Origin of the sequence: Pseudomonas mercuritolerans, assembly GCF_025706525.1 — a bacterium.
In the GTDB taxonomy this organism is placed as follows: domain Bacteria; phylum Pseudomonadota; class Gammaproteobacteria; order Pseudomonadales; family Pseudomonadaceae; genus Aquipseudomonas; species Aquipseudomonas mercuritolerans.
The window spans coordinates 435,103-461,532 of the sequence record NZ_JAMSHA010000004.1; the positions used below are offsets into that span (position 1 = coordinate 435,103).

Genomic DNA, 26,430 nt, shown 5'->3' on the forward strand with positions numbered 1-26,430 from the left:
TTGGTGGCGTTCAGTCATCATATGAGCCGTAGAGGCGGTTAAGCCGGAGCCGCTCAGTAACAATTTATGGAGCGTAATCTAATGGTTCAGTGGTTGTTCCTTCCCGTTATTTGTGTTCTGTCGTTAGCGTTGACGGCGTGGTTAAGGCAATATGCACTCGCTCGCAAAATTATCGACGTCCCGAACTCCCGAAGTTCGCATACGATACCTACTCCGCGCGGTGGGGGCGTTGCGATCGTTTTGGTTTTTCTGTTGAGTCTGCCGCTCATGGCATGGCTGCATTTGGTGCCGGTATTTCTCCTGGTCGCTGTGGCTGGAGCGGGGGGGCTGATCGCAGTCATTGGATTTATTGACGATCACGGTCACGTAGCGGCCAGATGGCGGTTATTGGGACATTTCGCTGCAGCCGCTTGGGCATTGGTCTGGATGGGTGGTTTGCCGGAAATTGAGGTATTCGGTGCCACGATTGATTTAGGTTGGGCCGGCTACATGGTCTCCGCAATTTTTCTCGTGTGGATGCTGAATCTGTATAACTTCATGGACGGTATTGACGGCATAGCAAGTGTTGAGACCATTTGCGTGTGCGTCGGGTTGGCGTTGCTTTATTGGATCAGCGGTTTTGAAGGAATGATTTGGCTTCCTCTATGTCTGGCATGCGCAACGGCAGGTTTCTTGTTCTGGAATTTCCCACCTGCGAGAATTTTCATGGGCGATGCGGGTAGTGGATTCTTGGGAATGGTTCTAGGTATTTTTGCGATAAGCGCAGCTTCTACGTCACCCAGCCTGTTCTGGGCGACATTGATTCTCCTTGGTGTGTTCATAGTAGACGCAACGTTCACCTTGATTCGTCGCTGTCTGCGCGGTGATAAGATTTATGAGGCTCATCGCAGCCATGGTTATCAATTCGCCGCCAGATATTTTGGTAAACATCTACCGGTAACGCTTGGGGTTGCGGCACTAAATACGTTCTGGCTTATTCCAATCGCATTGTGCGTAGTTTTGATCGGCCTGGATGGTGTGGTCGGCTTGGTTTTGGCTTACTTGCCCTTGCTCGTTTTGGCGATCAAGTTTCACGCAGGTGAGCTTGAGCGGGCGGCCAGCACCTCCAGTGTTGAGAAATGATGCCGGCACGTTACCGCGCAGCTATTCGCTTTCGAGTCCTTCAGGGTGCGCCGGTCTCGAAGCTTTTACTGCCGCAACAAGGCGATGCTGAGCAAACGCACTCTTGAGTTCTGGGGTGAGCGCGGTTGACTCACCCCGGTTGATAGTATATAAATTGCAGTTATTTTAATGCGCCTTATATCGGTCGCAATAATGCCCGGAGGCGGTATTGGTTCCCTTAGTTTCCTACATCGTACCTGCTTACAATCATGATCAATACGTAAAATGTTGTCTTGATAGTATCTTGGCCGATATTTATGACAACAAAGAAATTGTCATCATTGACGACGGTTCCAGCGACAACACTGCGAAGGTCATTGAGCAATGGATTGCGGCTCACGGCAATAGCATAAAGGTCCTATATAGAAGTCGTGCCAACAAGGGCGTGACTGCCACTATAAATGAACTTACAAATATGGCGACCGGTGAGTTCCTGCGATTGGGTGCCAGTGATGATTATTTTTTATCTGGCGGTAGTGAGAAGCTTGTCAATTATCTATTGGGCTCACCGGATAAGGTTGCCGTTATCGGCGATTCAATTGTTGTCGACGAGAATGGCAAAGTTGTGCACAACAGCGGGATGACAGATCTGCATCGAGCAGACAAGCAAAAGTACCTTTCCGAAAATGGCATAATCGCCTCTGTGATTTCAGATTGGGCAGTAGCGGGTCCGGTTCCCTTGGTACGCAAAGCGTATGTCACTACTGGCGAAGGCTGGGATGAGGGCTTGCGCATTGACGATTGGGATTTCTTCCTGCGCATCGCAGCGCACGGCGCGCTGGGTTTCATAGATGAGCCCGTTTGCGCCTACAGAGTACATAGCAGCAATACTTGTCGAACATCGGATGTTTTGTCGAGGATCAAAAATCTTCAAGAGTCACGACGAGTTGCTCAGAAACATGTTAAAAAATTCAAAGGTGTTTACAGGAGAATGCTTCAAGCGCAGTGTTTTTTGATAGGCGCGAAGATTGCGTTTCTAAAGCGCCGATGGCTAACGGCATGCTTTTACATGACGGCTTATATGGTGCTCACAGCTGTTGGGAAATTTAAAGCATGATCCAATTTGAAAAGGGCGGCATGTGAAAGATCTTCAGCGCTCCCCAGCAGTGTTCTTTTCGGTGCCCTTATTCGGTAGCTGCCTTATCGCATTGCTGACGTTTGAGTTGCCGAGTGGTTATGCCGTTGGTATATCCATATTGATGGTTGTCGCAGCCTTGGCGTTGGTATTGGATACAATTCTTGGTATTCGCCTACCTTCCCGTAAAGAGCTGCAACTAATACCCTTTGAGCGGTCGCCGGAGTGTTATTGGGTAAAATTTTTGGCGTGGATCATCTTGGGGGCATGCATAGTCGATTTGACATTATTTCCTTTGCCCCTACGCAATCCAGAGATTTACGCGAACTTTGATGGTGGTCGAGCGCATGTTCGACATATTTCAAATATGTGCTGGGTGCTACCGATAGTAGGGTTGCTGTGCTACGCAGATAAGCGCATGAAATTTATTTTTATCGCCGTTGGACTGGCGTTTCCAGTACTCGTTCTAGATCGAAATCGTCTTTTTACGTCAGTGTATGGTTTGGCGATAACCTTGATCTTCTTCTCTAAACGTCAGATTCCGTGGAAAATGCTGATTGTGAGCTTGTTTGGAGCCTTATTACTTTTTGCCAAGCTGGGCCAATTTCGTTCCGGGCGTCTTGATTGGGTTGCGTTGCCTTTTAGTGATTTTTATAGCGCAGCCTCTCCCGGAGTGAAGTGGATCTTGCTTTATATCGGTGCTGGTATCTACAACTTCAGCTCGATCATGGCAAAGGGTTATATTGACTCGGATTTTCTGATCAATCAATTGGTTCCTGGGGTCGGTGGCGTGGAAACATTGGGGTCCACTATTCCTTTCGATGAGCCGGTAATCAACGTCGGTACGGAGTACTTTCCATTTTTGATGGCGTGGGGTTCTTTGGGGGCGGTGGGGGCGGCGCTGTTTCTATACCTATCGTTGGTCGCATCCGTTTATTTTTTCAAAAAAAATCCGAATATCATTTCTTTTTTGATTTTTCTACGCATCAGCTACTCCTGCGTAATGGCAGGTTTCGCGCCCCAAGCGTACACTTGGACAAATCTGGGGTTTATTGCTCTCTGCGTACTTATACAAATATTTACTTATCGAGTAGCCCTGAAGCCAATTCTGAAAATAAGCCGGTAAGGCTCGTTGTCCAGCGAACTACGAATAGTGGTTTGCGAAGTCGAGTTTTTATCGTGAAGGGCATATGGCCCAACTTAAACTTATGCGAGTGACCTTGTATGCATGAACACGAAGTAAAAAATAATGCGGAAGCTTTTACATTTCTTTCATTAATGAAATTTTTGGCGCAAGGCTGGAAGTTTATCACTGCAGGCATCGTGCTGGGGCTGCTGAGCGCTGCTGCTTATCTTGCCCTCACACCGGTTGAGTATGACGCGTCAGCAATCGTAAAGATGGCAGAAAACCGCGGACTCGATGGTGATGGCATACCTATTCCAAACCAAGTGGAGTCTGCAACGCTGGTGATTGCTCGACTGAATACGCCTGCTGCATATTCCAGAGAAGTGTTGAGCGCGTGTGGTCTCCAGGACTCACCTGAGTCAAGACTGAAGATGATCAAGGAAGCTCGCTACACAGCCGAGGGGCAACCAGCCTTTTTGACCGTCAATGTACGGGGGCGTAGTGCAGAGCTTGCGTCTAAGTGCGCTGAGAGCGTTTTCGACATGATTCGACAGCAACAGGATGCCCTGAGTCTGCCTGGTCGTGAGCGACTTTCGCAGATGGTGGCTGATCTTAAAAAGTCAAGACAGACTCACTTGGATGCGCTGCACAGCGAGAGCGGCATAGCGGAGCAAGTGGCTGTGTACGTTGCTCATCGTGAAGCCATCAACCAAATTGAGACCGCCCTGCGTCGATACGAATACGCATTGGGTTACGTGCCAACGCAACTGGTTTCGGTCTACCCCTCTTCCAGTCCTGTATTCCCAAGGCAGGTCCCCGTAATAGTTTTGGGCTTGATCACCGGTCTGCTTGTCGGTTTGCTGGCTGCGTGCCTGCGGCGAATAGGTAAAGACTGAGAAACGATGCGTCGGTGATGGCGCATTCGTAACCTGGCTAAGGAGCGGGTGTGAAAATTTTTGTAACGGGGGCCTCCGGCTTCATTGGAAAAAATCTATGCATGATGCTATTGGGTGATGGGCATGAGGTGGTGACGCTGCATCGCAAGCCGCCAGACTTCGCTTGCGGCGACGTCGTGCTGGGAGATCTGGACAATATTGAGGCCTGGTCGGATCGTCTCGCGGGAATGAATTGTGTTATCCATCTGGCGGGCAGGGCTCATGTTTTAAACTCGCACGAGCAGGATCCTCTGGAAGCTTTCCGTAAAGTGAATCGAGATGCCTCTGTGCACTTGGCTGAGGCCTGCGTTTTGCGAGGTGTTCAGCGCTTTATATTCATCAGCTCTATTGGTGTTAACGGAAACGAAACTCGAGGTGAGGCTTTCTCGGAGCTGTCACTGCCGGCACCTCATGCTCCTTACGCAATCGCCAAGTACGAGGCTGAGCTTGAACTAACCACGCTACTTGAAGATGCCCCCACCGATCTGGTGGTGATTCGCCCGCCACTCGTTTATGGCGCCCACGCGCCCGGCAATTTTCGTCGTTTATTGAAGCTGGTCGCCACAGGCATGCCCATGCCGTTCGGTCTCGTTACTAACAGACGCAGTATTATCAGTGTAACGAGCCTGTGTAAGTTCATTGCGCTTGCGGCAGAGCACCCAAAAGCGGCAGGGCAGCTTTTTCTCGTAGCTGATGAGCCGGTGTTGTCAACGAACGATATGGTTCGTGCTCTCGCGGAAGGCATGAGTAAGCAATGCATGCAGTTACCTGTTCCACCAGTATTGCTGAAAGTCATGAGTTCACTTGTGGGCAAGAAGGCGCTCTATCAGCAACTCTGTGGATCGCTGGAAGTGGACAGCTCACATGCTCAGCGCGTGTTAGGGTGGGAGCCTGCACGTGATACCAGGTCAGTACTTAGCCGGGAAGGCGCAATTTTCCGTGCGTCATAAGGATGCAGTGTGCCGGATGGCGGAATGAAGGGCATGCTCGCCCATTGTTTTGCGCGTGGAATCCCAAACGTCCCTATTCCAGCTTTCTGATGGCTCACCAACGTCGCGCCGCGAGGCGTCCGAAACGGCCTTTGATTATTGGCTTTTCGCCGTGCCCTGATTCTAGCGGGCACTAGGCGCGGAGCGGCCTGCGGTTCAACGCTGCATCACTCACTTATGTATACAGCGTGTTGCAGTCGCTGTACGCACACACGGGTGCAGCACGGCGGCATGCCTGTTCGCAGGTATTAGTTATATCGTTTTTTCCTGTTAGGACGATGCCTACCTACGTACAATGGGCTCAAATGAGTTCAAACAAGGGAGTAGGGCGCTTTGGAGCAAGGCTATGTGGTCAGGCTGAGAAAATTTTTGCTAGGGCTCCCGCGTCGGCAGAAGCGGTCGATCCAAGTGTTCACGGACGTGATTCTTGTTTGGGTGGCCTTATGGATGGCGTTTATGGTGCGTTTAGGGATTGATGAAATGATCAATCCGCTGAAAGTCCATATCTGGCTGTTTATCTGCGCACCTTTGGTTGCGATTCCCCTTTTTATACGATTTGGCATGTACCGAGCGGTCATGCGTTATTTCGGCAATGACGCACTGATCGCGATCATCAAGGCGGTCAGCCTTTCCTCGCTTATCTTGGCGTTGATTGTTTACTGGTACAGCAATCATGAGTCAGTAGTCCCAAGGTCGGTGATTTTCAACTACTGGTGGCTCAGCCTGGTCATCATTGGTGGTCTGCGTTTGTTTATGCGCCAATATTTCATGGGTGACTGGTTCACCGCTGCTCAACACGTTCCGTTTACAAATCGTGATGACGGCTTGACCAAGGTTGCCATTTACGGAGCTGGAGTTGCAGGCAACCAGCTGGTCGCGGCATTGCGCATGGGTCGAGTCATGCGACCGGTTGCATTCATCGACGATGATCCCAGCATTGCTGATCGTTCGATTTCCGGTTTGCAGGTCTATAAGCCGAAACGTATTCAGCAGATGATTGATGTTACCGGTGCTCAGGAGATACTTCTTGCCTTGCCTTCCTCCACCCGCGCGCGACGGCGGGAAATTCTCAATCTCCTCGAAGGTTTTCCCCTGCATGTACGCAGCGTTCCCAACTTTACTGATTTGGCGAGCGGTCGGGTAAAAGTCGAGGATATCCGCGAAGTGGACATCGCTGACTTATTGGGGCGCGATTCTGTGCCGGCTCAACCGGAGCTGTTGGAGCGCTGTATTCGTGGCAAGACTGTCATGGTTACAGGGGCTGGCGGTTCGATCGGGTCCGAACTGTGCCGACAGATCTTCGCGCTTGGTCCCACTACGCTGCTACTATTCGAACACAGTGAATTCAATCTCTATAGCATCCTGTCTGAACTCGAGCATCGCAGTAATCGCGAGTCATCACCAGTGCAGTTACTGCCGATCCTTGGGTCTATCCGTCATAAAGAAAAACTGCTTGACGTAATGAGTACCTGGTCGGTTGACACGGTCTACCACGCTGCAGCCTACAAGCATGTGCCAATGGTTGAGCACAACATAGCTGAAGGCGTGTTGAATAATGTGATAGGAACCCTGAATACTGCACAAGCGGCGTTGCAGTCAGGAGTCGCCAACTTCGTCTTGATATCCACCGACAAAGCTGTGCGGCCGACGAATGTAATGGGGAGCACCAAGCGACTCGCCGAGTTGATACTTCAAGCGCTCAGTCGCGAGATAGCGCCTGTTTTGTTTGGCGATAAGATCAATGTTTCCCGTGTTAATAAAACACGCTTCACTATGGTTCGTTTCGGTAATGTCTTGGGATCATCCGGTTCGGTAATTCCGCTCTTCCATAGTCAGATCAAGTCGGGGGGGCCGCTCACTGTTACTCATCCCAGGATCACTCGCTACTTCATGACCATCCCTGAAGCGGCTCAGCTGGTGATACAGGCCGGGTCAATGGGGCAGGGAGGCGACGTATTTGTTTTGGATATGGGCGAGCCGGTGAGAATTGTCGAGCTTGCGGAAAAGATGATCCATCTGTCGGGGCTAAGCATCCGCTCGGACAAAAATCCGCACGGTGATATCTCCATAGAGTTCACCGGTTTGCGTCCAGGTGAGAAGCTCTACGAAGAGTTGCTGATCGGAGAAAATGTTTCGGTAACTCCACACCCAATGATCATGACCGCCGATGAGGATCACCTTGCTTGGGATGTGCTGAAGGTTCGCTTGGTGGATCTACTGTCAGCAGTTGAACAAGATGACTATTCGCGTGTTCGCCAACTGCTGCGCGAGACTGTAAGTGGCTATACCCCGGATGGTGAAATAGTCGACTGGATTTATCAGCAGCGTCGCCTCGAACCTTGATCGTATCCATAATTTCAGGCTTGGGCGCATCACTGGAGTGATTGGCATAAGCGTTTCGAAGTCAGCTACAAACCTTCGCACTTGGGGCCGGTGATTACCGGCCCCTTTTGCTTTTTACTGAAAACTGAATTTGGCACTATTTCACAATCAGTCGTGCGATCAGGAAGGTTAAGGGAAGAGTCACGATAACAACGAGGAGCGGTGCCAGCACAGGGGGGGCGGAGAGCTTTTCGACAGCGATGTATACCAGACACAATCCAGTTATGTACTGGACGATATACACGAGTGGAAACGCGAGCAATTTTTTCAACGAGAGCGGTTCGTTAAAAACGATACGAGCATTCAACACATATGAAACGACTACGCTCAACGCATAGGAGAGAGAATACGCGTAGGTATATGCCATCACCTGAATGAACGCCAGATAGAAGATATACCCGGCTCCAGTATTGATCGAGCCGACGATCAGAAATTTAATAAACTCTACGTTAAAGAATTTCTTCTTCAATAACTGCATGAGGGTGTCTGTTGACCTCATCGAAAATCCTCCAGATGTATTCGCTCATCACGCCGAGCATTACGATGATCAGACCCAGCAGGAAGGATACGAGTGTAGCGAGGGTTGCGAAGCCCGGTACGTCGACCTTGCCGAACAAGGCGCTGAGCACGACTACCGTGCCGTATGCAAAGCTACCAAGCGACACGATCAAGCCTATTGCGGAAATGAGCCTTACTGGAGCAAAGGAGAAAGAGAAGATGGAGTCAATGAGAAGCTTCCATTTTTTACCGAACGTCCATCTGGACTTTCCGTGTTCGCGAGCGACGCGTACGTAAGGTATCTTTTCCGGAGTGAATCCCAGCCAATAGGGAAAGAGCGGGAAGTTAATATGCTTGCCGCTATCCTTGAGGTAAGGAAGTAGTTGCGCATCCATGAGTGCCAGATCGAAACCGTTTTTCGGATAACTGGCCATGACAAATTTGCGCAAGAGCTTGTAGTAAATAGCCGAAAAAATCTTTGACCCAAGTGGGTCTTGTCGATCAGTACGTTCGCAAATGATGTATTTAGTGCCGTTTTTCCAGCGGTTTATCATCTCTGGAATCAATTCAGGCGGATCTTGAAGGTCCGCAGCTAAAAACAGAAAACAATCCCCGGTTATATAGTTAAGGCCGGTTTTAACTGCGCTGATGGCGCCGAAATTGCGGCTCAGTTTGATGACTTTCGTACCGGGGCGTGCAATTAAAAACTGCTTAAGCAACATTAGGGAGTTATCTTGAGAGCCATCATCGATAAATATCAATTCCAGTAACATGTCTTGTTGCTTTAGCAAGACCTCAATATATAGGAGCTTGTTGAATAGATCTGGCAGCGAGCCTTCATTGAAATAGACGGGTACTACGATAGACAGTGTTTTCATCGGTTCATGCGTCCTGTTTCAGTGTGCACAGGGCTGAGCCCGTTGGTTGGCGTAGTAATGTCAGTAAAGTCATGAAGCAAAGGAGCGTTACTGCGAGAAAAACGCCGTACATCTGGTGAGAGATCCAGGGGCCAGAATACATGTAGAGCATTTGATCAGGAAACGCCTGGAAGTTACCCGTCCAAGGGCCGACATTGATACTCAGCCAGAACCTGGAAAGGATGAGTCCCATACCGGCGATAATATAGGTAAACCACCAGTCGATCTTATGTTCGTCGCCCAACTTGTTCAGCGTCTGACATGTCAGCATCGCAAGCGCGGGCCAGGCGTTCAGGAACTGACGTGATTCGGAGCCTATCGATAAAAATGCGAACAATCCAAGGAACACACAGAGACCCAGGCCTTCCTCTTTTGCCTGCGCAGCAATCCGTGGCCAGAGCAATATGGCGATCATATAAAAAGGGCCATAGTGCATAGTGTGTGCGACAACATTTATCAGCGGATTGGATAAGGATGCCTGAGTAAACAGGCCGAGGTAACTGGTAATCGTGAGTGGACCGGGTGTCTGGTCGGAAAAGTGCGTGACGATCACTTTGACAAACACGTACATCAGAATGCCCACAATGACGGGAATTACCTTGATGTGCCTGCATGCCTGCAAATACGATGGCACGTCAACCATCGGCCTCAAGGCCAGATAGATGTAGGTGAGAAACAGAATCACACTAAGTGGAAGGATCTCAGCTTTGAAAGTCGTGGTGCCGTCCGATTGCCGCAGGCCGTTAGCATAGAGGTAGGCTGCGAGTACAAGTAGAGAAACGCCAACCAGTAAAGCGAGTATATGGCTATGCAGCGAGGGGGGGCGTTTGGCGATGCGAGCCCGCCCCAGCATAATCATCGGCAACGCTCCATAAAGCATGGTGGGCCATACAAAACAGCAGAGAAAGCTGAGTACAACTAAAAGCGCGAAGCGGTTTTTAATGTAAGCATAAAAAATCCCCAAGCCTAAAACGTATCCGGACATGTCCGTCAAAGTTGGATTATAGGACAGGTTGGTTAATACTGGATAATTGAAAAATAACGCGCTAAAACCCAGAAAATAAATGGGCGTGCGCCATTGATAGTGTCGGCCGATCAAAATAAGCAGTCCAGCTGCAACGATAAGCAAGCTGACATTCAGTAAGTAAAAGGCATGTATTACTCGAGGGGTGGAGCTGATGTCGTAGCCAAATAATTTTGACGTGTTATGGACAATAATGGAGGGCAGCAAGCGTCCGATATAATATTCAGACACCTTGCGGCTGCTGAGCACCTCCATTGAGTCGCGCTGCGCCCAGTCGGCATAGGCTGCACCATCCCAGCCCAGTCCATTGTTGTGCTGAATTCTTTCCCCATGATTGAAACTAAAAGAGAACCAGAGCACCATGAAAAGCACCCCCACACAACCCATCAGCGTGTGGCGGTTAATATCTAGTAGCTTATTCATTTCGATGTTTTTCTTGTGTTGCACAGCCTTGAGGCTGCGATGACGAAGTTTATCCACCCATGGTGGGGGAGTGTGCTCATTGGGTAGTTCGCGACTGCCCGAGTATCCCGAGCTATAGACCCGCCTACGAATTTATTCGCAGCTCAAAGTATTTCTTGAACTGGCGACATTATCAGATAGCACGCAGGCTAATCAAGCGAGGGTGCTTTAGCGCTACTTTCAGATCGCCTGATAAGTACCAGCCAATCTGGTGAACTTGCACAAGGCGTCGCCGGAATCCTCCGCATGGACACGAGTCGGCTCGACCCGTCGCATTGAAGTAGTTCATCTGTGATGCACAAAGTTCGCTAGGAACCGGTCAAGATTTTGAAATCCCCCGAGCGGCGGGAAGCGTAAATGACTCTTTTTCAAATCTCTGCACGCTATCCCTCAATAGCCCGGCTGACAGATCAGTTCTGATCGAAAAATTCACATCCTGCAACAGACACATTTTTGACAGTACCTTCACATCGCCTAGGTTTGAGGGAGCAGCTCAGGAAAGCTGCTTTCTGACTTATCTCAAGGAGCGTCACTTATGCGTACCGGTTATTTTTACTCGCTGATCTTTGCCTTCCTCACCAGCGCCTCGATCGCTGCGATTGCCGCCCCTGTAGCGCCGTCGGAGGCCACCAAGACGCCTTTACTCATGGATGCAGCGACGCCATCGCAGACCGCCAAGGTCGATCTCAACGGCGCGGATGCGGCGACGTTGCAGAAGGAGTTGGCGGGTGTGGGGGAGGCGAAGGCACAGGCGATTGTTGCGTATCGGGATACAAACGGGCCGTTTGCGTCGGTGGATGAGTTGCTCGAAGTGAAGGGGATTGGCAAGGCGATTCTGGATCGCAATCGTGAAAAGCTGGAAGTGAACTAAGCTGACAGTTCAACGCCGAGAGGCCGGTCATTGACCGGCCTTTTTATTGGGTGCTGATCGGGTGGATGCCTGAACGCTGAAAATTACGGGTATCATATTGTGCTTTGATTATGCCTATAATAATTTCGTTCGGGACTGATTCAGCAGCCGAATCGCAGCACACCGATGCACGTCGAATTTTGAATTGATAAGGGGTAACCACGGTATGAACCAACGTCGAGTCGTCGTCACGGGCATGGGCCTGGTTTCACCCTTGGGCAGTGATGTTGAAATCGTCTGGCAGCGTTTGCTGGCCGGTCGTTCCGGGTTGCGCAACCTGCCAGATGCGGTTGTGGCTGATCTGCCGACCCGGGTCGGCGGCAGTGTGCCGACGGCGGAGGAGGATGCCGAGGCCGGATTTGATCCGGATCGTGCGACGCCGCCCAAGGAACAGAAGAAGATGGATCGCTTCATCATGTTCGCCATGGAAGCGGCGCGGCAGGCGCTGGAGCAGGCCGGCTGGCATCCAGCGGACGCTGAAAGCCAAGAGCGCACTGCGACGATCATCGGCTCGGGAGTGGGCGGTTTCGGTGCGATTGCCGATGCGGTGCGTACCACCGACAGCCGTGGCCCTCGGCGGTTGTCGCCGTTCACCATTCCATCGTTTCTGGTCAATCTCGCGGCCGGTCATGTGTCGATCCAGCATGGTCTCAAAGGGCCGTTGGGCGCACCGGTTACCGCATGTGCCGCTGGCGTTCAGGCGATCGGCGATGCAGCACGGTTGATCAGGGCGGGGGAGGCGGACATCGCAGTATGTGGCGGTGCTGAAGCTTCGATCGATCGCGTTAGTCTCGCCGGTTTCGCCGCCGCGCGGGCGCTGTCCAGCGGTTACAACGACACTCCTGAGAAAGCCTCACGTCCTTTCGATAGCGGGCGCGATGGCTTCGTAATGGGCGAGGGCGCCGGTCTGTTGGTCATCGAATCACTGGAGCATGCCTTGGCACGCGGTGCGAAACCGTTGGCCGAACTGGTTGGCTACGGCACCACCGCCGATGCCTACCACCTGACCGCCGGGCCAGAAGACGGCAGCGGTGCACGCCGGGCCATGCAGTTGGCACTGGCTCAGGGCGGAGTGACGCCGGAGCAGGTGCAGCATCTCAACGCACATGCAACCTCGACGCCGGTCGGTGACCTGGGCGAGTTGGCGGCGATCAAGGCGTTGTTTGGCACACAGAACAAGATCGCCGTAACGTCGACCAAATCCGCTACCGGTCATTTGCTCGGCGCGGCCGGTGGGCTGGAGGCGATTTTCACGCTGCTGGCGATTCGTGATCAGGTGGTGCCGCCAACGCTCAACTTTGAAAACCCGGATCCAGCGAGCCAAGGGGTGGACATTGTCCATGGCGAGGCGCGGTCGATGGCGATCGAATATGCATTGTCCAACGGCTTCGGTTTTGGCGGGGTCAATGCGAGCGTGTTGTTCAAGCGCTGGAAAGGTTAATCGCTCGATTGCTTGAGATGCTCGCGAGTGACGTCGAGGATGCGCTGGGCGAAGTCAGCATCCGCGACGCTGCGTGACAGCAGCAGTGCACCGGCCAGAGTCGCCATGATGACAATGCTGCGATCGCCGATGTTCTCGCCTTTGAGCGTGCCCTGAATTTGTTCGAGGCGAGCATTGAGGACTTCGTCGCTGGTAGGGCTTGGCTGGCCGCGCAGGCCCAGCTCGGAGGAAATGGTCAGCAGTGGGCAGCCTTCGTGGGGCGAGGTCTGATGCCACTCTGACAGGTAGGTGTCGATGAACACTTGCAGAGGGTTTTCCTGCGCGAAGATTTCTTCGCACAGGCCCGCGACTTGCTCGCCGGCCTCTTGCAGGGCTTTTTCGACCAGTTCTTCCTTGGATTTGAAGTGCGAGTAGAAACCGCCATGGGTCAAGCCCAGGGCTTTCATCAAAGGCTGCAAGCCGGTGGCGCCGATACCGTCCTTGCGAAATCGGGCGGAAGCTTCCTTGATGATGCGTTGATGGGTCTGGGCTTTGTGATCTGGCGAGTAACGCATGTGGAGCTCTCCGCGACGATGCTGCCATCTTAACCACGGAAGATTAAATGGTGACTGTACTTCTAAAATCTAAACAGCCTGCGGGTAAGTCCGATTGTGCTGAAAAAACAAACCCCGCCATTGCGGCGGGGTTGGTATCAGCGGTCTTGTGCATCCTTGGCATCCGCTTCGGCATTGCGCTGTGCGACGCGCTTGCGTTCTTCATCGGTCAGTTCGACCTTGTTGGCGGTGTCGCGCAACATCATCAATCCGCCGACAATCGAGCCGATCGCAACGACCAGAATCAACCAGGCATACCAGGGCATAACGGCTCTCCTTAATGGCAGCTCGACGGGCGAGGACTTCGCCGTGCGATGCTGCATACCACCTTTGAGCGAAACGACTTCGCGGTGGTTCCATTCTAGGCCGCTTATGCCCGGCACACCCGAACCGTGTTACAGACCGGTCAACATCGCATCCGCCGGCGCATCGGCACGCAGTTGCCCAGTGAGCATGAAGTAACAGAACCCCACCGCCATGAAGCCGAGGAAAATCAGCCCGATCAACGTGTTGAACCACGCCATCGCTACCAGGCAAACCACCGCCAGCACCAACGCGATCAGCGGAACCAGCGGATAACAAGGCGCGCGGAAAGTACGTTCCAGATTCGGTTCCGATTTACGCAGTTTGAACAGGCTGAGCATGCTCATGATGTACATCACGATCGCACCGAACACGGCCATAGTGATCATCGCTGCGGTGAGTGTCATGCCGCCGAGGTTGATCAGGCCGTCGCTGTAGATCGCGGCGATGCCGATCAGGCCGCCAGCGATGATTGCGCGGTGCGGGGTCTGGAAGCGTGACAGTTTTGCCAATGAGGCGGGCAGGTAACCGGCGCGGGCGAGGGCGAAGAATTGTCGTGAGTAGCCGAGGATGATGCCGTGGAAACTGGCGACCAGGCCGAACAGGCCGATCCAGACCAGCATGTGCAGCCAGCCGGAGTTGTCACCGACCACGGTTTTCATCGCCTGCGGCAGTGGGTCGTTGATGTTGGATAAGGTGCGCCAGTCGCCGACGCCGCCCGCGAAGAACATCACGCCCATGGCCAACAGCACCAGGGTCAGGATGCCGCTGATGTAGGCTTTTGGGATCGTGCGTTTCGGGTCCTTGGCTTCTTCGGCGGCCATGGCGGCGCCTTCGATGGCGAGGAAGAACCAGATCGCGAAGGGAATCGCCGCGAACATCCCGGCAATCGCCGGCGCGCCGAAGACGTCGGAACCGGCCCAGCCATTCAGGGCGAAGTTGCTGAAGCTGAACGCCGGTGCGACCACGCCCATGAACACCAGCAACTCAGCCACCGCCAGCACGCAGACGATCAGCTCGAACGTCGCGGCCAGTTTCACCCCGAGAATGTTCAGGCCCATGAATACGATATACGCGCCGACCGCTGCGTGTTTCGGGTCGAGCGCCGGAAACTGCACATTCAAGTAAGCGCCAATCGCTAAAGCAATCGCCGGCGGGGCGAAAACGAATTCGATCAGTGTGGCCAGTCCGGCGATCAATCCGCCTTTTTCGCCAAACGCGCGACGGCTGTAGGCAAACGGCCCGCCGGCATGGGGAATCGCGGTGGTCAGTTCGGTGAAACTGAAGATGAAGCAGGTGTACATGGTCGCGACCATGAATGAGGTCACTAGAAAACCCAGCGTACCGGCCACGCCCCAGCCGTAACTCCAGCCGAAATATTCCCCGGAAATCACCAGCCCCACGGCAATGCCCCACAGGTGCAACGTGCCCAGTGTGGGTTTGAGTTGTGTGTTCATGCGCTTGCTCCCTGAAGGATTGGAAAGCTTCGGGGGAGGACGTGTGCAGTGGGCGTGCCATTACGCTGAAACAAGTCGTAATGAGTTCAAAGCTGTCGCAGCGGGGATGATTGGCGCTGGATGTGCGGGTTTTGTGCGCCAGTTGGGTGCGATGTTGTCTGCGCCGCCGTCTTCGCGAGCAGGCTCGCTCCCACATTTTGCAATGCGTTGCCCCTGTGGGAGCCAGCCTGCTCGCGAAGGCGCCAGCCCAAACACCACGAAACTCAGCCGTAAAGCCCGCATAAACTCACTCTTTACGCTTTCTTTATGACCCACACCGCGCCTCGCTCTCGCTCCTTTACAGCCTCCTTCCCGACAATCGCTGCACACACGGCAATACGCCGTTACACGGAGATCTTCCATGAGCGTTCTGGATGGGGTGTCACTGCTGTTGGCAGTGGGGCTGTTCATTTATCTGTTGGTTGCGCTGTTGCGCGCGGACCGGAACTAGGAGCGGCTATGCACAGTTATGACTATTGGCTGATCCTCGGGTTTTTTGCGCTGGTCCTGCTGCCGGCGCCGTTCCTTGGGCGCTTCTATTACAAGGTGATGGAGGGCCAGCGCACCTGGCTGACGCCGATTCTCGGCCCGGTCGAGCGCGGTTGCTATCGCCTTGCCGGCGTCGATGCGCAGGCGGAGCAGAGCTGGCAGAAGTACACGCTGGCGCTGCTGGCGTTCAACCTTGCCGGTTTCCTGCTGCTGTTCGCCATCCTGTTGTTCCAGGATCACCTGCCACTGAATCCGCAAAATCTGCCGGGCCAGGAATGGACGCAGGCATTCAACACCGCGGTCAGTTTCATGACCAACACCAACTGGCAGTCCTACAGCGGCGAAGCGACCCTCAGCTACCTGAGCCAGATGGTCGGTCTCACCGTGCAGAACTTCGTCAGCGCCGCCACCGGCCTGGCCGTATTGGTCGCGCTGTGCCGTGGCATCGGCCGTAAGTCGGCGCAGACCCTCGGCAACTTCTGGGTCGACATGACCCGCGCCACCCTCTATGGCCTGCTGCCGCTGTGCCTGTTGCTGGCGCTGTATCTGGTCTGGCAGGGCGTGCCGCAAATCTTCGCGCAGTATGTGAATGCCGTGACGCTGCAGGGTGTCGATCAAGTGATCCCGCTCGGCCCGGCCGCCAGCCAGATTGCGATCAAGCAGCTGGGCACCAACGGTGGTGGTTTCTTCGGCGTCAACTCGGCGCATCCGTTCGAGAACCCGACCGCGTGGAGCAACCTGTTCGAAGTCGCTTCGATCATCCTGATCCCGGTGGCGCTGGTGTTCACCTTCGGCCACTACGTCAAGGACCTGCGTCAGAGCCGGGCGATCATCGCCTGCATGTTGGCGTTGTTCCTGATCGGCGGCGCGACGTCGTTGTGGGCCGAATATCAGCCGAATCCGACCCTGAACAACGCTGCCGTTGAACAGACTGCACCGCTGGAAGGCAAGGAAGCGCGCTTCGGTACTACCGCGACGGTGCTGTGGTCGGTGACTACCACGGCGGCGTCGAACGGTTCGGTCAACGGCATGCACGACAGCCTCAACCCGCTGAGCGGCATGGTCGCGCTGGTCAACATGATGGTCGGCGAAGTGATCTTCGGCGGTGTCGGCGCCGGGCTCTACGGCATGTTGCTCAACGTGCTGATCGCGGTGTTCCTCGCCGGTCTGATGATCGGTCGGACGCCGGAATACCTCGGCAAGAAGCTTCAAGCGCGTGAGGTGCAATTGTTGGTCGTAACCTTGTTGGTGATGCCCGTCGGCGTGCTGGTGCTCGGCGCGATTGCCGCCACGGTTCCCAGCGCTGCGGCAACCATCAGCAACCCCGGCGCGCACGGTTTCAGTCAGTTGCTCTACGCCTACACCTCGGCCAGCGCCAACAACGGTTCGGCATTCGGTGGCCTGAGCGCGAACACACCGTTCCACAACCTGATGCTCGGCCTGGGCATGTTGATCGGTCGTTTCGGTTACATCCTGCCGGTGCTGGCACTGGCCGGTAGCCTGGCGATGAAGAAGAGCGCACCGGTCGGCCAGAACAGCTTCCCGACTCACGGCCCGCTGTTCGTGACCCTGTTGACCGTGACCATTTTGCTGGTGGGCGGCCTGACGTTCTTGCCGACGCTGGCGCTCGGTCCTGTCGCCGAACATTTAAGTATGGGCTTCTAAGGAATCCATCATGAATATGCCTGCAATCAAACCCGCCGCCGTCAAAGCGCCGGAACAAGCCAAAACCGCGATTTCGGCCCTGTGGCGCCCGGCGCTGGTGCAAGCCTTCGTCAAGCTCGACCCACGGCAGCTGGCCCGTTCGCCAGTGATGCTGGTGGTCGAACTGACGGCGATTTTCACCACCGTGCTGTGCTTCCTTCCGGATGCCGACGTGCCGACCTTCGTCGCCGCGCAAATCGCTCTGTGGCTGTGGTTCACCGTGCTGTTCGCCAACTTCGCCGAGGCCCTGGCCGAAGGTCGTGGCAAGGCCCGCGCCGACAGCCTCAAGGCCGGCAGCGAAGGCCTCAGCGCCCGCTGCCGTCAGGCTGATGGCAGCTTCAAGATTGTCCCCGCCGCCAATCTGCGCAAGGGCGATGTGGTGCGAGTCGAAGCCGGGGAAATGATCCCCGGTGACGGCGAAGTCATCGAAGGTATTGCGGCGGTCAACGAAGCGGCGATCACTGGCGAATCGGCGCCGGTGATCCGTGAGTCCGGCGGCGATCGCTCCGCCGTCACCGGCAACACGCGGTTGGTCTCCGACTGGCTGCTGGTGAAGATCACCACCAACCCTGGTGAATCGACCCTCGACCGCATGATCGCCCTGGTCGAAGGCGCCAAACGCCAGAAGACCCCGAACGAAGTCGCGCTGGATATCCTGCTGATCGGCCTGACCCTGATCTTTCTGCTGGTGGTCGTCACCCTGCAACCGTTCGCGCATTTCGCCAACGGCAGCCTGCCGCTGGTGTTCCTCGTGGCGTTATTGGTCACGCTGATTCCGACCACCATTGGCGGACTGCTGTCGGCCATCGGTATCGCCGGGATGGATCGGCTGGTGCGCCTCAACGTGATCGCCAAATCCGGCCGGGCGGTGGAAGCGGCGGGTGACGTGCATGTGCTGTTGCTCGACAAGACCGGCACCATCACCTTCGGCAACCGTCGTTGCAGCGCGGTGTATGCCGCGCCTGGTGTGACCGGCCGTGAGCTGGCCGAAGGCGCGCTGTTCGCTTCGCTGGCCGACGAAACCGCTGAAGGCAAGTCGATCGTCGAGTTCCTTCGTGGCCTGCATCCACAACCGGAGCCGGCCCCGGAGACCCTGACCGCCGTGCCGTTCAGCGCGGAAACCCGCTTGTCCGGCGTTGATTATCAGGGCCGCGTGTATCGCAAAGGCGCGGTGGATTCGCTGCTGGCGTTTCTCGGTCAGCAACGTAGCGATCTGGCCCCGACGCTGGCGCGGGAAATCGACAAGATCGCCCAGAGCGGCGGCACGCCGTTGCTGGTCTGCGCTGACGGCAGATTGCTTGGCGCGATCCATCTCAAGGACGTGGTCAAGCCAGGCATCCGCGAGCGTTTTGCCGAGTTGCGCAAACTGGGAATTCGCACGGTGATGGTCACCGGCGACAACCCGCTGACCGCTGCTGCGATCGCCGCTGAAGCGGGCGTCGACGATGTGCTCGCCGAAGCCACGCCGGAGAAGAAACTCGCGCGCATCCGTCACGAGCAGAACGACGGTCGCCTGGTCGCCATGTGCGGCGACGGCGCCAACGACGCCCCGGCGCTGGCCCAGGCAGACGTCGGCATGGCCATGAACGATGGCACGCAAGCGGCACGCGAAGCGGCGAACATGGTCGACCTCGACAGCGACCCGACCAAGCTGCTCGACGTGGTGCAGATCGGCAAGGAATTGCTGGTGACCCGTGGCGCGCTGACGACCTTTTCCATCGCCAACGACATCGCCAAATACTTCGCGATTCTGCCGGCGCTGTTCGCCTCGATTTACCCGCAGTTGGGCGTGCTGAACATCATGCATCTGAGCAGTCCGCAGAGCGCGATTCTCTCGGCCATCGTCTTCAACGCGCTGATCATCGTTGTGCTGATTCCACTGGCATTGCGCGGCGTGCGGGTGCAGGCGGCGAGTGCGGCGGCGTTGCTGCGGCGCAATCTGCTGATCTATGGCGTCGGCGGGATTGTCGTGCCGTTCGTGGGGATCAAGGTGATCGACATGCTGCTTACGGCGTTGCATCTGGTGTAAGGCTGAAAAGAGCCCCTCACCCTAACCCTCTCCCAGAGGGAGAGGGGACTGACCGAGGTGTTTGCGAGAGGTACGCCGACTTGGGATACCGAGGTGAACGCGCGATTGGAAAGCCAATCACCGTAGCGGACTGACCGAGGTGTTTGTGCGAGGCTCGCCGACCTGAAATTCCGAGCCGAACTCAGGTCTTGAACAGCATGAAGATCGGCTCCCTTTCCCACTCGCCCCCTTGGGGGAGAGGGCTGGGGTGAGGGGGAAAAGATCTCCCTGACACCGCGCAAAAGTTTGTCCAACGAATTCGAGGATCTTGAAATGTCCACAATGATACGCCCGGCCCTGACCCTGTTGGCGCTGATGACCCTGATCACCGGCGTCGCCTACCCACTCGCGGTCACTGGCATTGCCCAGGTCGCCTTTCCCGACCAAGCCAACGGCAGCCTGATCCACGACGCCGACGGCAAAGTCCGCGGCTCGGCGCTGATCGCCCAGGATTTCAGCGGCGACAGCTGGTTCCACCCACGGCCCTCCGCCGGGGCTTTTGCCACGGTCGCCAGCGGCGCCAGCAACCTCGCGCCAAGCAATCCGGCCCTGGCGACCCGCGTGATCGAAGACGCGCAAAAACAACAAGTCGCTGGGCAGGGGCCGGTGCCATTGGCCTTGCTGACCACCTCCGCCAGCGGCCTCGATCCGCACTTGCCACCGGCGGCAATTGCCTATCAACTGGCGCGTGTCGCGGCGGCGCGCAACCTGCCGGTGTCGACCTTGCAGCAATTGCTCGATAAGCACATCGAACAACCGCTGGTGGGCCCGCCGGTGGTGAATGTGCTGGAGCTGAACCTGGCACTGCAAAACCTGTAATCGGCGGCGCGGCCATTCGCGAGCAGGCTCGCTCCCACCTTTGGAATGCATATCCATGTGGGAGCGAGCCTGCTCGCGAAGGCGCCCTGACAATCACCGCATAAACATCAGAAGAAAGAGAGCATCCCCAGCATGAGCGACTCCGGCCGCGCCGACGCATTGTTAGCAGACCTGCCCCGCGATGGCCGTGGCCGGCTCAAGGTTTTTCTCGGCGCGGCGCCCGGGGTCGGCAAGACCTACGCCATGCTTCAGGCCGCGCACACGCAGCTGCGCCAAGGCGTGAAAGTCCTCGCCGGCGTGGTCGAAACCCATGGCCGTGCCGAAACCGAAGCCTTGCTCGGCGGCTTGCCACAGCAACCGCTGGTGCGCAGCGAATACCGTGGCGTGCTGCTCGAAGAAATGGACCTAGACGGCATTCTCGCCGCCAAGCCGAAGCTTGTGCTTGTGGATGAACTGGCCCACAGCAACGCCCCCGGCAGTCGTCACGCCAAGCGCTGGCAAGACATTCAGGAACTGCTCGCCGCCGGCATCGACGTGTTCACCACGGTCAACGTCCAGCACCTGGAAAGCCTGAATGATCAAGTGCGCGGCATCACTGGCGTGCAGGTGCGCGAAACCCTGCCGGACTGGGTGTTGCAGGAAGCTTTCGAGCTGCTGCTGATCGACTTGCCGCCGCGTGAATTGCTTGAGCGTCTGCGCGAAGGCAAGGTCTACGTGCCGGAACAGGCCCGCGCTGCGATCGACGCTTTTTTCACCCAGACCAATCTCACCGCCCTGCGCGAACTGGCGATGCAGACCGCCGCCGCGCAGGTCGACAACGATCTCGCCCAAGGCTATCGCCAACTCGGCCAGGCCGCGCCGGCGGTGCGCGGGCGTTTGTTGGTCGGCATCGATGGCGATGCGCAGGCCGAACGGCTGGTGCGTCACGCCAGCCGCGTCGCCCAGCGCCGGCATCTGCCGTGGAGTCTGGTGCATGTCGACAACGGCAGCGCCCGTGATGAGCAATCGCGGTTGCGCCTGCAAAGCGCCCAGCAACTGGCCGAACGCCTCGGTGGCGAAGTGGTGCTGTTGCGGGCCGGCGAGGTGGCGAAAACCCTGATTCAACACGCCGCCGAGCGCCGCGCCAGTCTGTTGCTGGTCGGCCAGTCGCGGCCACGCTTGCGCCGTCGCCTGTTCGGCGGTGGTCTGGCGGCGCGCCTGCTGCGTCAGGCGCACGGTCTGGAAATCAACGTGCTCGACAGTGACCACGAACAGCATCAACCGCGCCCGCGCAATCCAGTGACGCTGGTGTGGTTCGACTACGCGCTGGCGCTGGTCGCGACGTTGTTGGCCAGCGCGTTGGCCTGGGCGGTGTCGAGCGTGTTGCCGCTGCCGAACATCTCGCTGGTGTTTCTCGCGGCGGTGTTGCTGGTGGCGGTGCGCAGCAGTCTCGGCCCAGCGCTGGCCTGTGCGGCGTTGTCGTTTCTCACCTACGATTTTCTATTCATCCCGCCGAATTTCTCTTTCAGCATTCAGCGCGAAGAAGACGTGCTGACGCTGCTGTTCTTCCTGTTGATGGCGGCGCTCACCGGCAACCTTGCGGCGCGTCAGCGGCGGCAGTTGCAGGCTTTGCGCGATACCCAGGAAGAGACCAGCGAACTGCTCGACCTGTCGCGCAAACTCACCGCCGCGACTGATCGCCAGGCCGTGATCAGCGCCGCCGCGCAGCACCTCGAAGGCTGGAGCGATGTGCAATTGTGCCTGCTCAACCGCGACGGCCAGGGCGGCTGGAAAGTCGAAACCGGCGGGCCGCTGCAATTTACCGAGGCCGAACGCGCCGCCGCCGATTGGGCCTGGCAACACGATCAACCGGCGGGCAAGGGCACCGGCACCTTGCCGCTGGGGCGTTGGTGGTGGTGGCCGTTGTCGGTCGAGGATGGGCCGCTGGCGTTGCTTGGTGTTTGCGCCAAGGAAGGCCAGAGCTTGAGCGGTCAGCGCCGGCGCTTGCTCACTGCGCTGAGCCAGCCGTTGGCGCAAGCCCTGGCCCGCGCGCAATTGGCCGATGACCTCGAAGCGGCGCGTCTGCACGGCGAAACCGAACAATTGCGCAGCGCCTTGCTGGCCTCGGTGTCCCACGATTTGCGCACGCCGCTGACGGCCATGCGCGGTAGCATCGACAGCCTGCTGGCCCTCGGCGAAGCGATCCCGCTGGAAGGTCGCCGCGAGCTGCTCGAAGGCACCCGCGACGAAGCCGAACGCCTCGACCGCTACATTCAGAACCTGCTCGACATGACTCGCCTCGGCCACGGCGCCTTGAAGCTGGCGCGGGACTGGGTATCGCCGGCCGATATCGTCGGCAGTTCGCTCAATCGCCTGCGCGCCGTGCTGGCGCCGCTGCAGGTCAGCACCGAAGTGCCGGCCGAGCTGCCGTTGCTGTATGTGCACGCGGCGTTGATCGAGCAGGCGCTGGTCAACGTGCTGGAAAACGCCGCGCGATTTTCGCCCAGCCACGGTCGCCTGCAATTGCGTGCCGGCGCCGATGAGCAGGAGATTTTCTTTGCGGTCAGCGATGAAGGCCCGGGGATTCCCGAAGAGGACCGAGCGAAGATTTTCGACATGTTCTACACCGCCGCGCGCGGTGATCGCGGCGGGCAGGGCACGGGGCTGGGGCTGGCGATCTGTCAGGGCATGGTCGGCGCACACGGCGGGCGTATTTCCGTGGCTGACGGCATCGACGGGCGCGGCACCTGCATTACCTTGCACTTGCCGTTGCAGGCGCAGCCGGGGATGGACGGTGAAGCTTGAAGTCGACTGCGCTACTCTCTTGCCACTCATTTCTGTTGATGTGAATTCATGAGCCAGACCGCGACCATTTTGATCATCGACGACGAACCGCAGATCCGCAAATTCCTGCGCATCAGCCTCGCTTCACAAGGCTACAAAGTGCTTGAAGCCGGCACCGGCGCTGAAGGCCTGGCACAAGCCGCGCTGAGCAAACCGGACCTGGTGGTGCTCGACCTCGGGTTGCCGGACATGGACGGTCAGCAGGTCCTGCGCGAGTTGCGCGAGTGGGCGAGCACGCCAGTGCTGGTGCTATCGGTGCGCGCCAGTGAAGGGCAGAAGGTTGAAGCGCTGGATGGCGGCGCCAATGACTACGTGACCAAACCGTTCGGCATTCAGGAATTTCTCGCCCGGGTCCGCGCGTTGTTGCGCCAGGCTCCGGCGGGGGAGGCGCAGCCGGCGGCGCTGAGTTTCGGCCCGTTGACTGTGGATCTGGCCTATCGGCGGGTGCTGCTTGACGGCGCCGAAGTCGCCCTGACCCGCAAGGAATACGCGGTGCTCGCGCAACTGGCGCGGCATCCGGGGCGGGTAATCACCCAGCAGCAATTGCTCAAGGATATCTGGGGGCCGACGCACACCGAGGACAGTCATTACCTGCGCATCGTGGTCGGACATCTGCGGCAGAAACTGGCGGATGACCCGACCCGGCCACGGTTTATCGTGACTGAGGCGGGGGTTGGGTATCGGTTGTTGAGTGAAGCTGGCTGAGCTGACGCTTTCGCGAGCAGGCTCGCTCCCACAGGGGAATGCATTTCAAATGTGGGAGCGAGCCTGCTCGCGAAGAGGCCATCAAATACTCCGAAAAATCCGGATCAGTTCAACCCTGCTCCTGCTCATACCGATCCAGCGTATCACTGGCAATCTGTCTGCCCAGCGCGATCAACTCCGGCGCTTTGTAGAACTCGAAAAACCGGCACACCCGCTTCGGCACGTTGATCAGGATGTCCGGCGGATACCCGGCGATCTTGTACTGCGCCAGTGAGGTCTGCATCACCTCGAAACTCTGGTTGATCAGATCGAGCAACGACGCTGGCCCGACGTTATCGATGATGAACGAACCGGTAGCGGATTTCGGTGCGCCTTCACGTTCCGGAGCGGCGGCCGGTTGCTGGCTTTCCGGTTCGACGCCTTCGAGCCACGGATTGATCTCCGCCGCCTCGGCGCGCAAGGCTTCCTGCTCCAGCTTCAACAATTGCTCGGCCTGTTTACGCCGGAATGGCAACTTCGAACCCATGGATTTGATCAGACTGTCGAAGCGCGAACGGAACGCCGCTGGCCGCTCGATCACCGGCAATTTGTACTGCCGCTGATTGGTGGCGTTGAGGTTGACCGCGATGATCAGGTCGCAGTGGCTCGACACCACCGGAACGATCGGCAACGGATTGAGAATGCCGCCGTCGACCAGCATGCGGTTGCCCTGCATCACTGGGGTAAACAGGCTGGGAATCGCCGCCGAGGCGCGCATGGCCTGGTGCAGGCAGCCCTCCTGAAACCAGATTTCCTGCTGATTGGTCAGGTCGGCGGCGACGGCGGTGTAGGGGATGCGCAGGTCTTCGATGTTGATCTCGCCGACGATCTTGCGGATCTGCCCGAAGACCTTTTCACCGCGAATCGCGCCGAGACGGAAACTCACATCGACCAGGCGCAGCACATCGAGGTAATCAAGGCTTTCGATCCAGCGCCGGTACTCATCCAGTTTGCCGGCGGCATAGATCCCGCCGACCACCGCGCCCATCGAACAACCGGCAATGCAGGCGATGTCGTAGCCGCGTTTTTCAATTTCTTCGATAACGCCGATATGGGCATAGCCCCGGGCGCCACCGGAGCCCAGCACCAGTGCGACACGCTTTTTCATCAAACTTCCTCCCGACAAGCCTGCACAATGCACGCATCGGCCAAGCGGCTCAATCGCCAAGGTCGTTGCGCGAAGCGGTGACGTCGTTTTTCGCTCGCGACGCACGCTTGCGCGCTATGCTCTGCGCCACGTGGTTTGACCTGTCTGCGAGGCACTTTTTCGCCGCTTGGCCGTCTTACCTGCACGACTGTTGACCTACCTTGAGGTGTGAGTGATGAAAGCCTGGATCTGTGTACCGTTGATGGCTCTGGTTCTGGCCGGTTGTGCCGGCAAAACCGCGTACCGCGATAGCTGCGGCAGCCAACTCGACGCGGCCTGGCACGAACTGGACCTGGCCAAGGCTGAAGGCTTCGCCGGCACCGTCAGCTATTCCAAAGCGCTGTCGCTGCTGACTGCCGCCAAGACCCAGCAACAATTCGAAGGCTTCGAAGGCTGCAGCAAGAAAGCCGAAAAAGCCCGCTTCTACATTCGCGAGTCCCGCGCAGGACGCTAACAGCAGCTGCGAGTTTCAAGCTGCAAGCGGCAAGCTCAAAGCGACCCCGTTCAGCTTGCAGCTTGCAACTTGAAGCTTGCAGCTGTCTACGGAGTAGACCCCCATGATCGATCGCTTGGTGGCTCATGTGTTGAGCCTGGATGTGCGGCTGCTGGCATGTCAGGCGCGCTTGACTGCGCGCACTGATCCCGAGGCGTTGCATGATTTGCGCACTACGGTGCGGCGCCTGCGCAGCCTGTTGCGGCCGTTGCGCGGCTTGCCGGGTGTCGAGCAATTGGAGGCGGCGGCCTCGGCAGTTGGCGATCTGACCACACCGTGGCGTGACCGCGAGGTGTTGGCGGCGTATCTGCTTGAGCATGACCAACCTGAGGCTGCGCAGCGGCGTCTGGCGCAAATGGCCGAGGCGTATCCGGCGCTGGCGGCGAGTGCGGAACTGGCTTCGTTGCTGATGATTCTCGACGCCTTTCCACGCTTTTTGCGCGCGTCCCAGCGCCAGGGTCTGCTCAAGGATCTGGATAAACGCATCGAAAAACGCCTAGGCAAACAGTGGCAAAAACTCGACGCGGCGCTGCACGATCCCGCCCATGACCGCCATCGTCTGCGCCTGCTGATCAAGCGCGTGCGCTATGGCATCGAAGCCTATCCCGAGCTGGATCGCTTGCCGAAACCGGCTTACAAACGCCTGAAATCGGCGCAAGGCGCACTGGGCGATTGGCACGATTGCTGGCAATGGCTGGCCCGCGCCGAGCAGGAAGCCGATCTGCAACCGTGCGTGGCGACTTGGCAGGCGGGGTTGATCAAGGCAGAGCTGAAGGCCGATCAAGTGCTGGAGAAGCTCAGCGCTACGTGTTTCAAATCCTGATATCGCCA

The 26,430-nt window shown here is 57.0% G+C and carries 23 protein-coding genes; 16 read left to right on the forward strand and 7 right to left on the reverse strand.

Translation table 11 applies throughout. The features are described from left to right. Positions 1 to 81 precede the first annotated feature (81 nt). The 6 genes from ND528_RS14120 (at position 82) to ND528_RS14145 (ending at position 7,629) form a co-directional block, all read left to right on the forward strand. Positions 82 to 1,122 carry an MraY family glycosyltransferase gene (locus ND528_RS14120; RefSeq protein WP_137213837.1) on the forward strand — a complete coding sequence of 347 codons (1,041 nt, stop codon included), beginning with the start codon at positions 82 to 84 and terminating at the stop codon, positions 1,120 to 1,122. A gap of 208 nt (positions 1,123 to 1,330) precedes the next feature. Continuing rightward, positions 1,331 to 2,218, forward strand: a complete 888-nt coding sequence (locus ND528_RS14125; protein ID WP_137213836.1) for a glycosyltransferase — start codon at positions 1,331 to 1,333, stop codon at positions 2,216 to 2,218. A gap of 22 nt (positions 2,219 to 2,240) precedes the next feature. Beyond that, positions 2,241 to 3,362, forward strand: coding sequence for a hypothetical protein (locus ND528_RS14130; protein ID WP_137213835.1), 1,122 nt, complete (start codon positions 2,241 to 2,243; stop codon positions 3,360 to 3,362). Between the two features lie 98 nt (positions 3,363 to 3,460). Next, positions 3,461 to 4,258: a hypothetical protein gene (locus tag ND528_RS14135; protein ID WP_137213834.1), complete on the forward strand. Its 798-nt coding sequence runs from the start codon at positions 3,461 to 3,463 to the stop codon at positions 4,256 to 4,258. A gap of 50 nt (positions 4,259 to 4,308) precedes the next feature. Beyond that, entirely contained in the window at positions 4,309 to 5,247 is a 939-nt protein-coding gene (locus tag ND528_RS14140; protein ID WP_137213833.1) for an NAD-dependent epimerase/dehydratase family protein, read from the forward strand. A 387-nt stretch (positions 5,248 to 5,634) separates the two neighbouring features. Then, positions 5,635 to 7,629 carry a polysaccharide biosynthesis protein gene (locus ND528_RS14145; protein WP_137214177.1) on the forward strand — a complete coding sequence of 665 codons (1,995 nt, stop codon included), beginning with the start codon at positions 5,635 to 5,637 and terminating at the stop codon, positions 7,627 to 7,629. A 136-nt stretch (positions 7,630 to 7,765) separates the two neighbouring features. Here ND528_RS14145 and ND528_RS14150 read toward each other — a convergent pair whose 3' ends face one another. From ND528_RS14150 to ND528_RS14160, 3 genes are read right to left on the reverse strand one after another with little or no spacing between them, the layout of a single operon-like run. After that, the gene (locus ND528_RS14150; protein ID WP_241669498.1) at positions 7,766 to 8,146 is read right to left on the reverse strand and encodes a GtrA family protein; all 381 of its coding nucleotides are present in this window, start codon (positions 8,144 to 8,146) and stop codon (positions 7,766 to 7,768) included. Further along, a complete protein-coding gene (locus ND528_RS14155; protein WP_263470546.1) occupies positions 8,118 to 9,044 on the reverse strand; it encodes a glycosyltransferase family 2 protein in 927 nt (308 codons plus the stop codon). Before ND528_RS14155 ends, ND528_RS14150 begins: the two co-directional genes overlap by 29 nt. Positions 9,045 to 9,048: 4 nt before the next feature. Beyond that, positions 9,049 to 10,530, reverse strand: coding sequence for a hypothetical protein (locus ND528_RS14160; protein ID WP_137213830.1), 1,482 nt, complete (start codon positions 10,528 to 10,530; stop codon positions 9,049 to 9,051). Positions 10,531 to 11,104: 574 nt separating this feature from the next. Here ND528_RS14160 and ND528_RS14165 point away from each other — a divergent pair. Both ND528_RS14165 and fabF read left to right on the forward strand, forming a co-directional pair. Further along, positions 11,105 to 11,440, forward strand: a complete 336-nt coding sequence (locus tag ND528_RS14165; protein ID WP_137213829.1) for a ComEA family DNA-binding protein — start codon at positions 11,105 to 11,107, stop codon at positions 11,438 to 11,440. A 205-nt stretch (positions 11,441 to 11,645) separates the two neighbouring features. Further along, positions 11,646 to 12,920: a beta-ketoacyl-ACP synthase II gene (gene fabF, locus ND528_RS14170; protein WP_263470547.1), complete on the forward strand. Its 1,275-nt coding sequence runs from the start codon at positions 11,646 to 11,648 to the stop codon at positions 12,918 to 12,920. On the opposite strand, the gene ND528_RS14175 is transcribed toward fabF, so the two are convergent. From ND528_RS14175 to eat, 3 genes are all read right to left on the reverse strand, one after another. Next, the gene (locus ND528_RS14175; RefSeq protein ID WP_122603621.1) at positions 12,917 to 13,474 is read right to left on the reverse strand and encodes a TetR/AcrR family transcriptional regulator; all 558 of its coding nucleotides are present in this window, start codon (positions 13,472 to 13,474) and stop codon (positions 12,917 to 12,919) included. The genes fabF and ND528_RS14175 overlap by 4 nt on opposite strands. Before the next feature lie 137 nt (positions 13,475 to 13,611). Continuing rightward, positions 13,612 to 13,779, reverse strand: coding sequence for a DUF2897 family protein (locus ND528_RS14180; RefSeq protein WP_016770901.1), 168 nt, complete (start codon positions 13,777 to 13,779; stop codon positions 13,612 to 13,614). A 129-nt stretch (positions 13,780 to 13,908) separates the two neighbouring features. After that, positions 13,909 to 15,273 carry an ethanolamine permease gene (gene eat, locus ND528_RS14185; protein ID WP_016770900.1) on the reverse strand — a complete coding sequence of 455 codons (1,365 nt, stop codon included), beginning with the start codon at positions 15,271 to 15,273 and terminating at the stop codon, positions 13,909 to 13,911. Positions 15,274 to 15,673: 400 nt separating this feature from the next. Here eat and kdpF point away from each other — a divergent pair, with 400 nt between their 5' ends. The 6 genes from kdpF (at position 15,674) to ND528_RS14215 (ending at position 23,920) form a co-directional block, all read left to right on the forward strand. After that, positions 15,674 to 15,763 carry a K(+)-transporting ATPase subunit F gene (gene kdpF / locus ND528_RS14190; protein WP_007899818.1) on the forward strand — a complete coding sequence of 30 codons (90 nt, stop codon included), beginning with the start codon at positions 15,674 to 15,676 and terminating at the stop codon, positions 15,761 to 15,763. Between the two features lie 8 nt (positions 15,764 to 15,771). Further along, positions 15,772 to 17,466, forward strand: coding sequence for a potassium-transporting ATPase subunit KdpA (kdpA, locus tag ND528_RS14195; RefSeq protein ID WP_263470548.1), 1,695 nt, complete (start codon positions 15,772 to 15,774; stop codon positions 17,464 to 17,466). A 10-nt stretch (positions 17,467 to 17,476) separates the two neighbouring features. Next, the gene (kdpB, locus tag ND528_RS14200; protein WP_263470549.1) at positions 17,477 to 19,534 is read left to right on the forward strand and encodes a potassium-transporting ATPase subunit KdpB; all 2,058 of its coding nucleotides are present in this window, start codon (positions 17,477 to 17,479) and stop codon (positions 19,532 to 19,534) included. A gap of 312 nt (positions 19,535 to 19,846) precedes the next feature. Then, positions 19,847 to 20,392 carry a potassium-transporting ATPase subunit KdpC gene (gene kdpC, locus ND528_RS14205; protein ID WP_263470550.1) on the forward strand — a complete coding sequence of 182 codons (546 nt, stop codon included), beginning with the start codon at positions 19,847 to 19,849 and terminating at the stop codon, positions 20,390 to 20,392. 132 nt (positions 20,393 to 20,524) lie between these two features. Further along, entirely contained in the window at positions 20,525 to 23,176 is a 2,652-nt protein-coding gene (locus ND528_RS14210) for a sensor histidine kinase KdpD (RefSeq protein ID WP_263470551.1), read from the forward strand. A gap of 48 nt (positions 23,177 to 23,224) precedes the next feature. After that, positions 23,225 to 23,920: a response regulator gene (locus ND528_RS14215; protein WP_263470552.1), complete on the forward strand. Its 696-nt coding sequence runs from the start codon at positions 23,225 to 23,227 to the stop codon at positions 23,918 to 23,920. Positions 23,921 to 24,029: 109 nt separating this feature from the next. Here ND528_RS14215 and ND528_RS14220 read toward each other — a convergent pair whose 3' ends face one another. Then, positions 24,030 to 25,067: a patatin-like phospholipase family protein gene (locus ND528_RS14220; protein ID WP_071173138.1), complete on the reverse strand. Its 1,038-nt coding sequence runs from the start codon at positions 25,065 to 25,067 to the stop codon at positions 24,030 to 24,032. Positions 25,068 to 25,281: 214 nt separating this feature from the next. Between ND528_RS14220 and ND528_RS14225 the strand changes: the two genes are divergently transcribed. Both ND528_RS14225 and ND528_RS14230 read left to right on the forward strand, forming a co-directional pair. Next, positions 25,282 to 25,560, forward strand: a complete 279-nt coding sequence (locus ND528_RS14225; RefSeq protein WP_016770894.1) for a hypothetical protein — start codon at positions 25,282 to 25,284, stop codon at positions 25,558 to 25,560. Positions 25,561 to 25,663: 103 nt separating this feature from the next. Beyond that, positions 25,664 to 26,422, forward strand: a complete 759-nt coding sequence (locus ND528_RS14230) for a CHAD domain-containing protein (protein ID WP_122700144.1) — start codon at positions 25,664 to 25,666, stop codon at positions 26,420 to 26,422. Positions 26,423 to 26,430 lie beyond the last annotated feature (8 nt).

What these genes read in the sequence shown, in the direction of transcription:
- fabF (WP_263470547.1), top strand. Translation starts at nt 11,646, where the DNA reads ATGAACCAACGTCGAGTCGTCGTCACGGGCATGGGCCTGGTTTCACCC.
- ND528_RS14150 (WP_241669498.1), bottom strand. Translation starts at nt 8,146, where the DNA reads ATGCAGTTATTGAAGAAGAAATTCTTTAACGTAGAGTTTATTAAATTT.
- kdpC (WP_263470550.1), top strand. Translation starts at nt 19,847, where the DNA reads ATGTCCACAATGATACGCCCGGCCCTGACCCTGTTGGCGCTGATGACC.
- ND528_RS14215 (WP_263470552.1), top strand. Translation starts at nt 23,225, where the DNA reads ATGAGCCAGACCGCGACCATTTTGATCATCGACGACGAACCGCAGATC.
- ND528_RS14160 (WP_137213830.1), bottom strand. Translation starts at nt 10,530, where the DNA reads ATGAATAAGCTACTAGATATTAACCGCCACACGCTGATGGGTTGTGTG.
- ND528_RS14220 (WP_071173138.1), bottom strand. Translation starts at nt 25,067, where the DNA reads ATGAAAAAGCGTGTCGCACTGGTGCTGGGCTCCGGTGGCGCCCGGGGC.
- kdpF (WP_007899818.1), top strand. Translation starts at nt 15,674, where the DNA reads ATGAGCGTTCTGGATGGGGTGTCACTGCTGTTGGCAGTGGGGCTGTTC.
- ND528_RS14155 (WP_263470546.1), bottom strand. Translation starts at nt 9,044, where the DNA reads ATGAAAACACTGTCTATCGTAGTACCCGTCTATTTCAATGAAGGCTCG.
- ND528_RS14175 (WP_122603621.1), bottom strand. Translation starts at nt 13,474, where the DNA reads ATGCGTTACTCGCCAGATCACAAAGCCCAGACCCATCAACGCATCATC.
- ND528_RS14180 (WP_016770901.1), bottom strand. Translation starts at nt 13,779, where the DNA reads ATGCCCTGGTATGCCTGGTTGATTCTGGTCGTTGCGATCGGCTCGATT.
- kdpB (WP_263470549.1), top strand. Translation starts at nt 17,477, where the DNA reads ATGAATATGCCTGCAATCAAACCCGCCGCCGTCAAAGCGCCGGAACAA.
- eat (WP_016770900.1), bottom strand. Translation starts at nt 15,273, where the DNA reads ATGAACACACAACTCAAACCCACACTGGGCACGTTGCACCTGTGGGGC.
- kdpA (WP_263470548.1), top strand. Translation starts at nt 15,772, where the DNA reads ATGCACAGTTATGACTATTGGCTGATCCTCGGGTTTTTTGCGCTGGTC.
- ND528_RS14210 (WP_263470551.1), top strand. Translation starts at nt 20,525, where the DNA reads ATGAGCGACTCCGGCCGCGCCGACGCATTGTTAGCAGACCTGCCCCGC.
- ND528_RS14225 (WP_016770894.1), top strand. Translation starts at nt 25,282, where the DNA reads ATGAAAGCCTGGATCTGTGTACCGTTGATGGCTCTGGTTCTGGCCGGT.
- ND528_RS14135 (WP_137213834.1), top strand. Translation starts at nt 3,461, where the DNA reads ATGCATGAACACGAAGTAAAAAATAATGCGGAAGCTTTTACATTTCTT.
- ND528_RS14230 (WP_122700144.1), top strand. Translation starts at nt 25,664, where the DNA reads ATGATCGATCGCTTGGTGGCTCATGTGTTGAGCCTGGATGTGCGGCTG.
- ND528_RS14120 (WP_137213837.1), top strand. Translation starts at nt 82, where the DNA reads ATGGTTCAGTGGTTGTTCCTTCCCGTTATTTGTGTTCTGTCGTTAGCG.
- ND528_RS14165 (WP_137213829.1), top strand. Translation starts at nt 11,105, where the DNA reads ATGCGTACCGGTTATTTTTACTCGCTGATCTTTGCCTTCCTCACCAGC.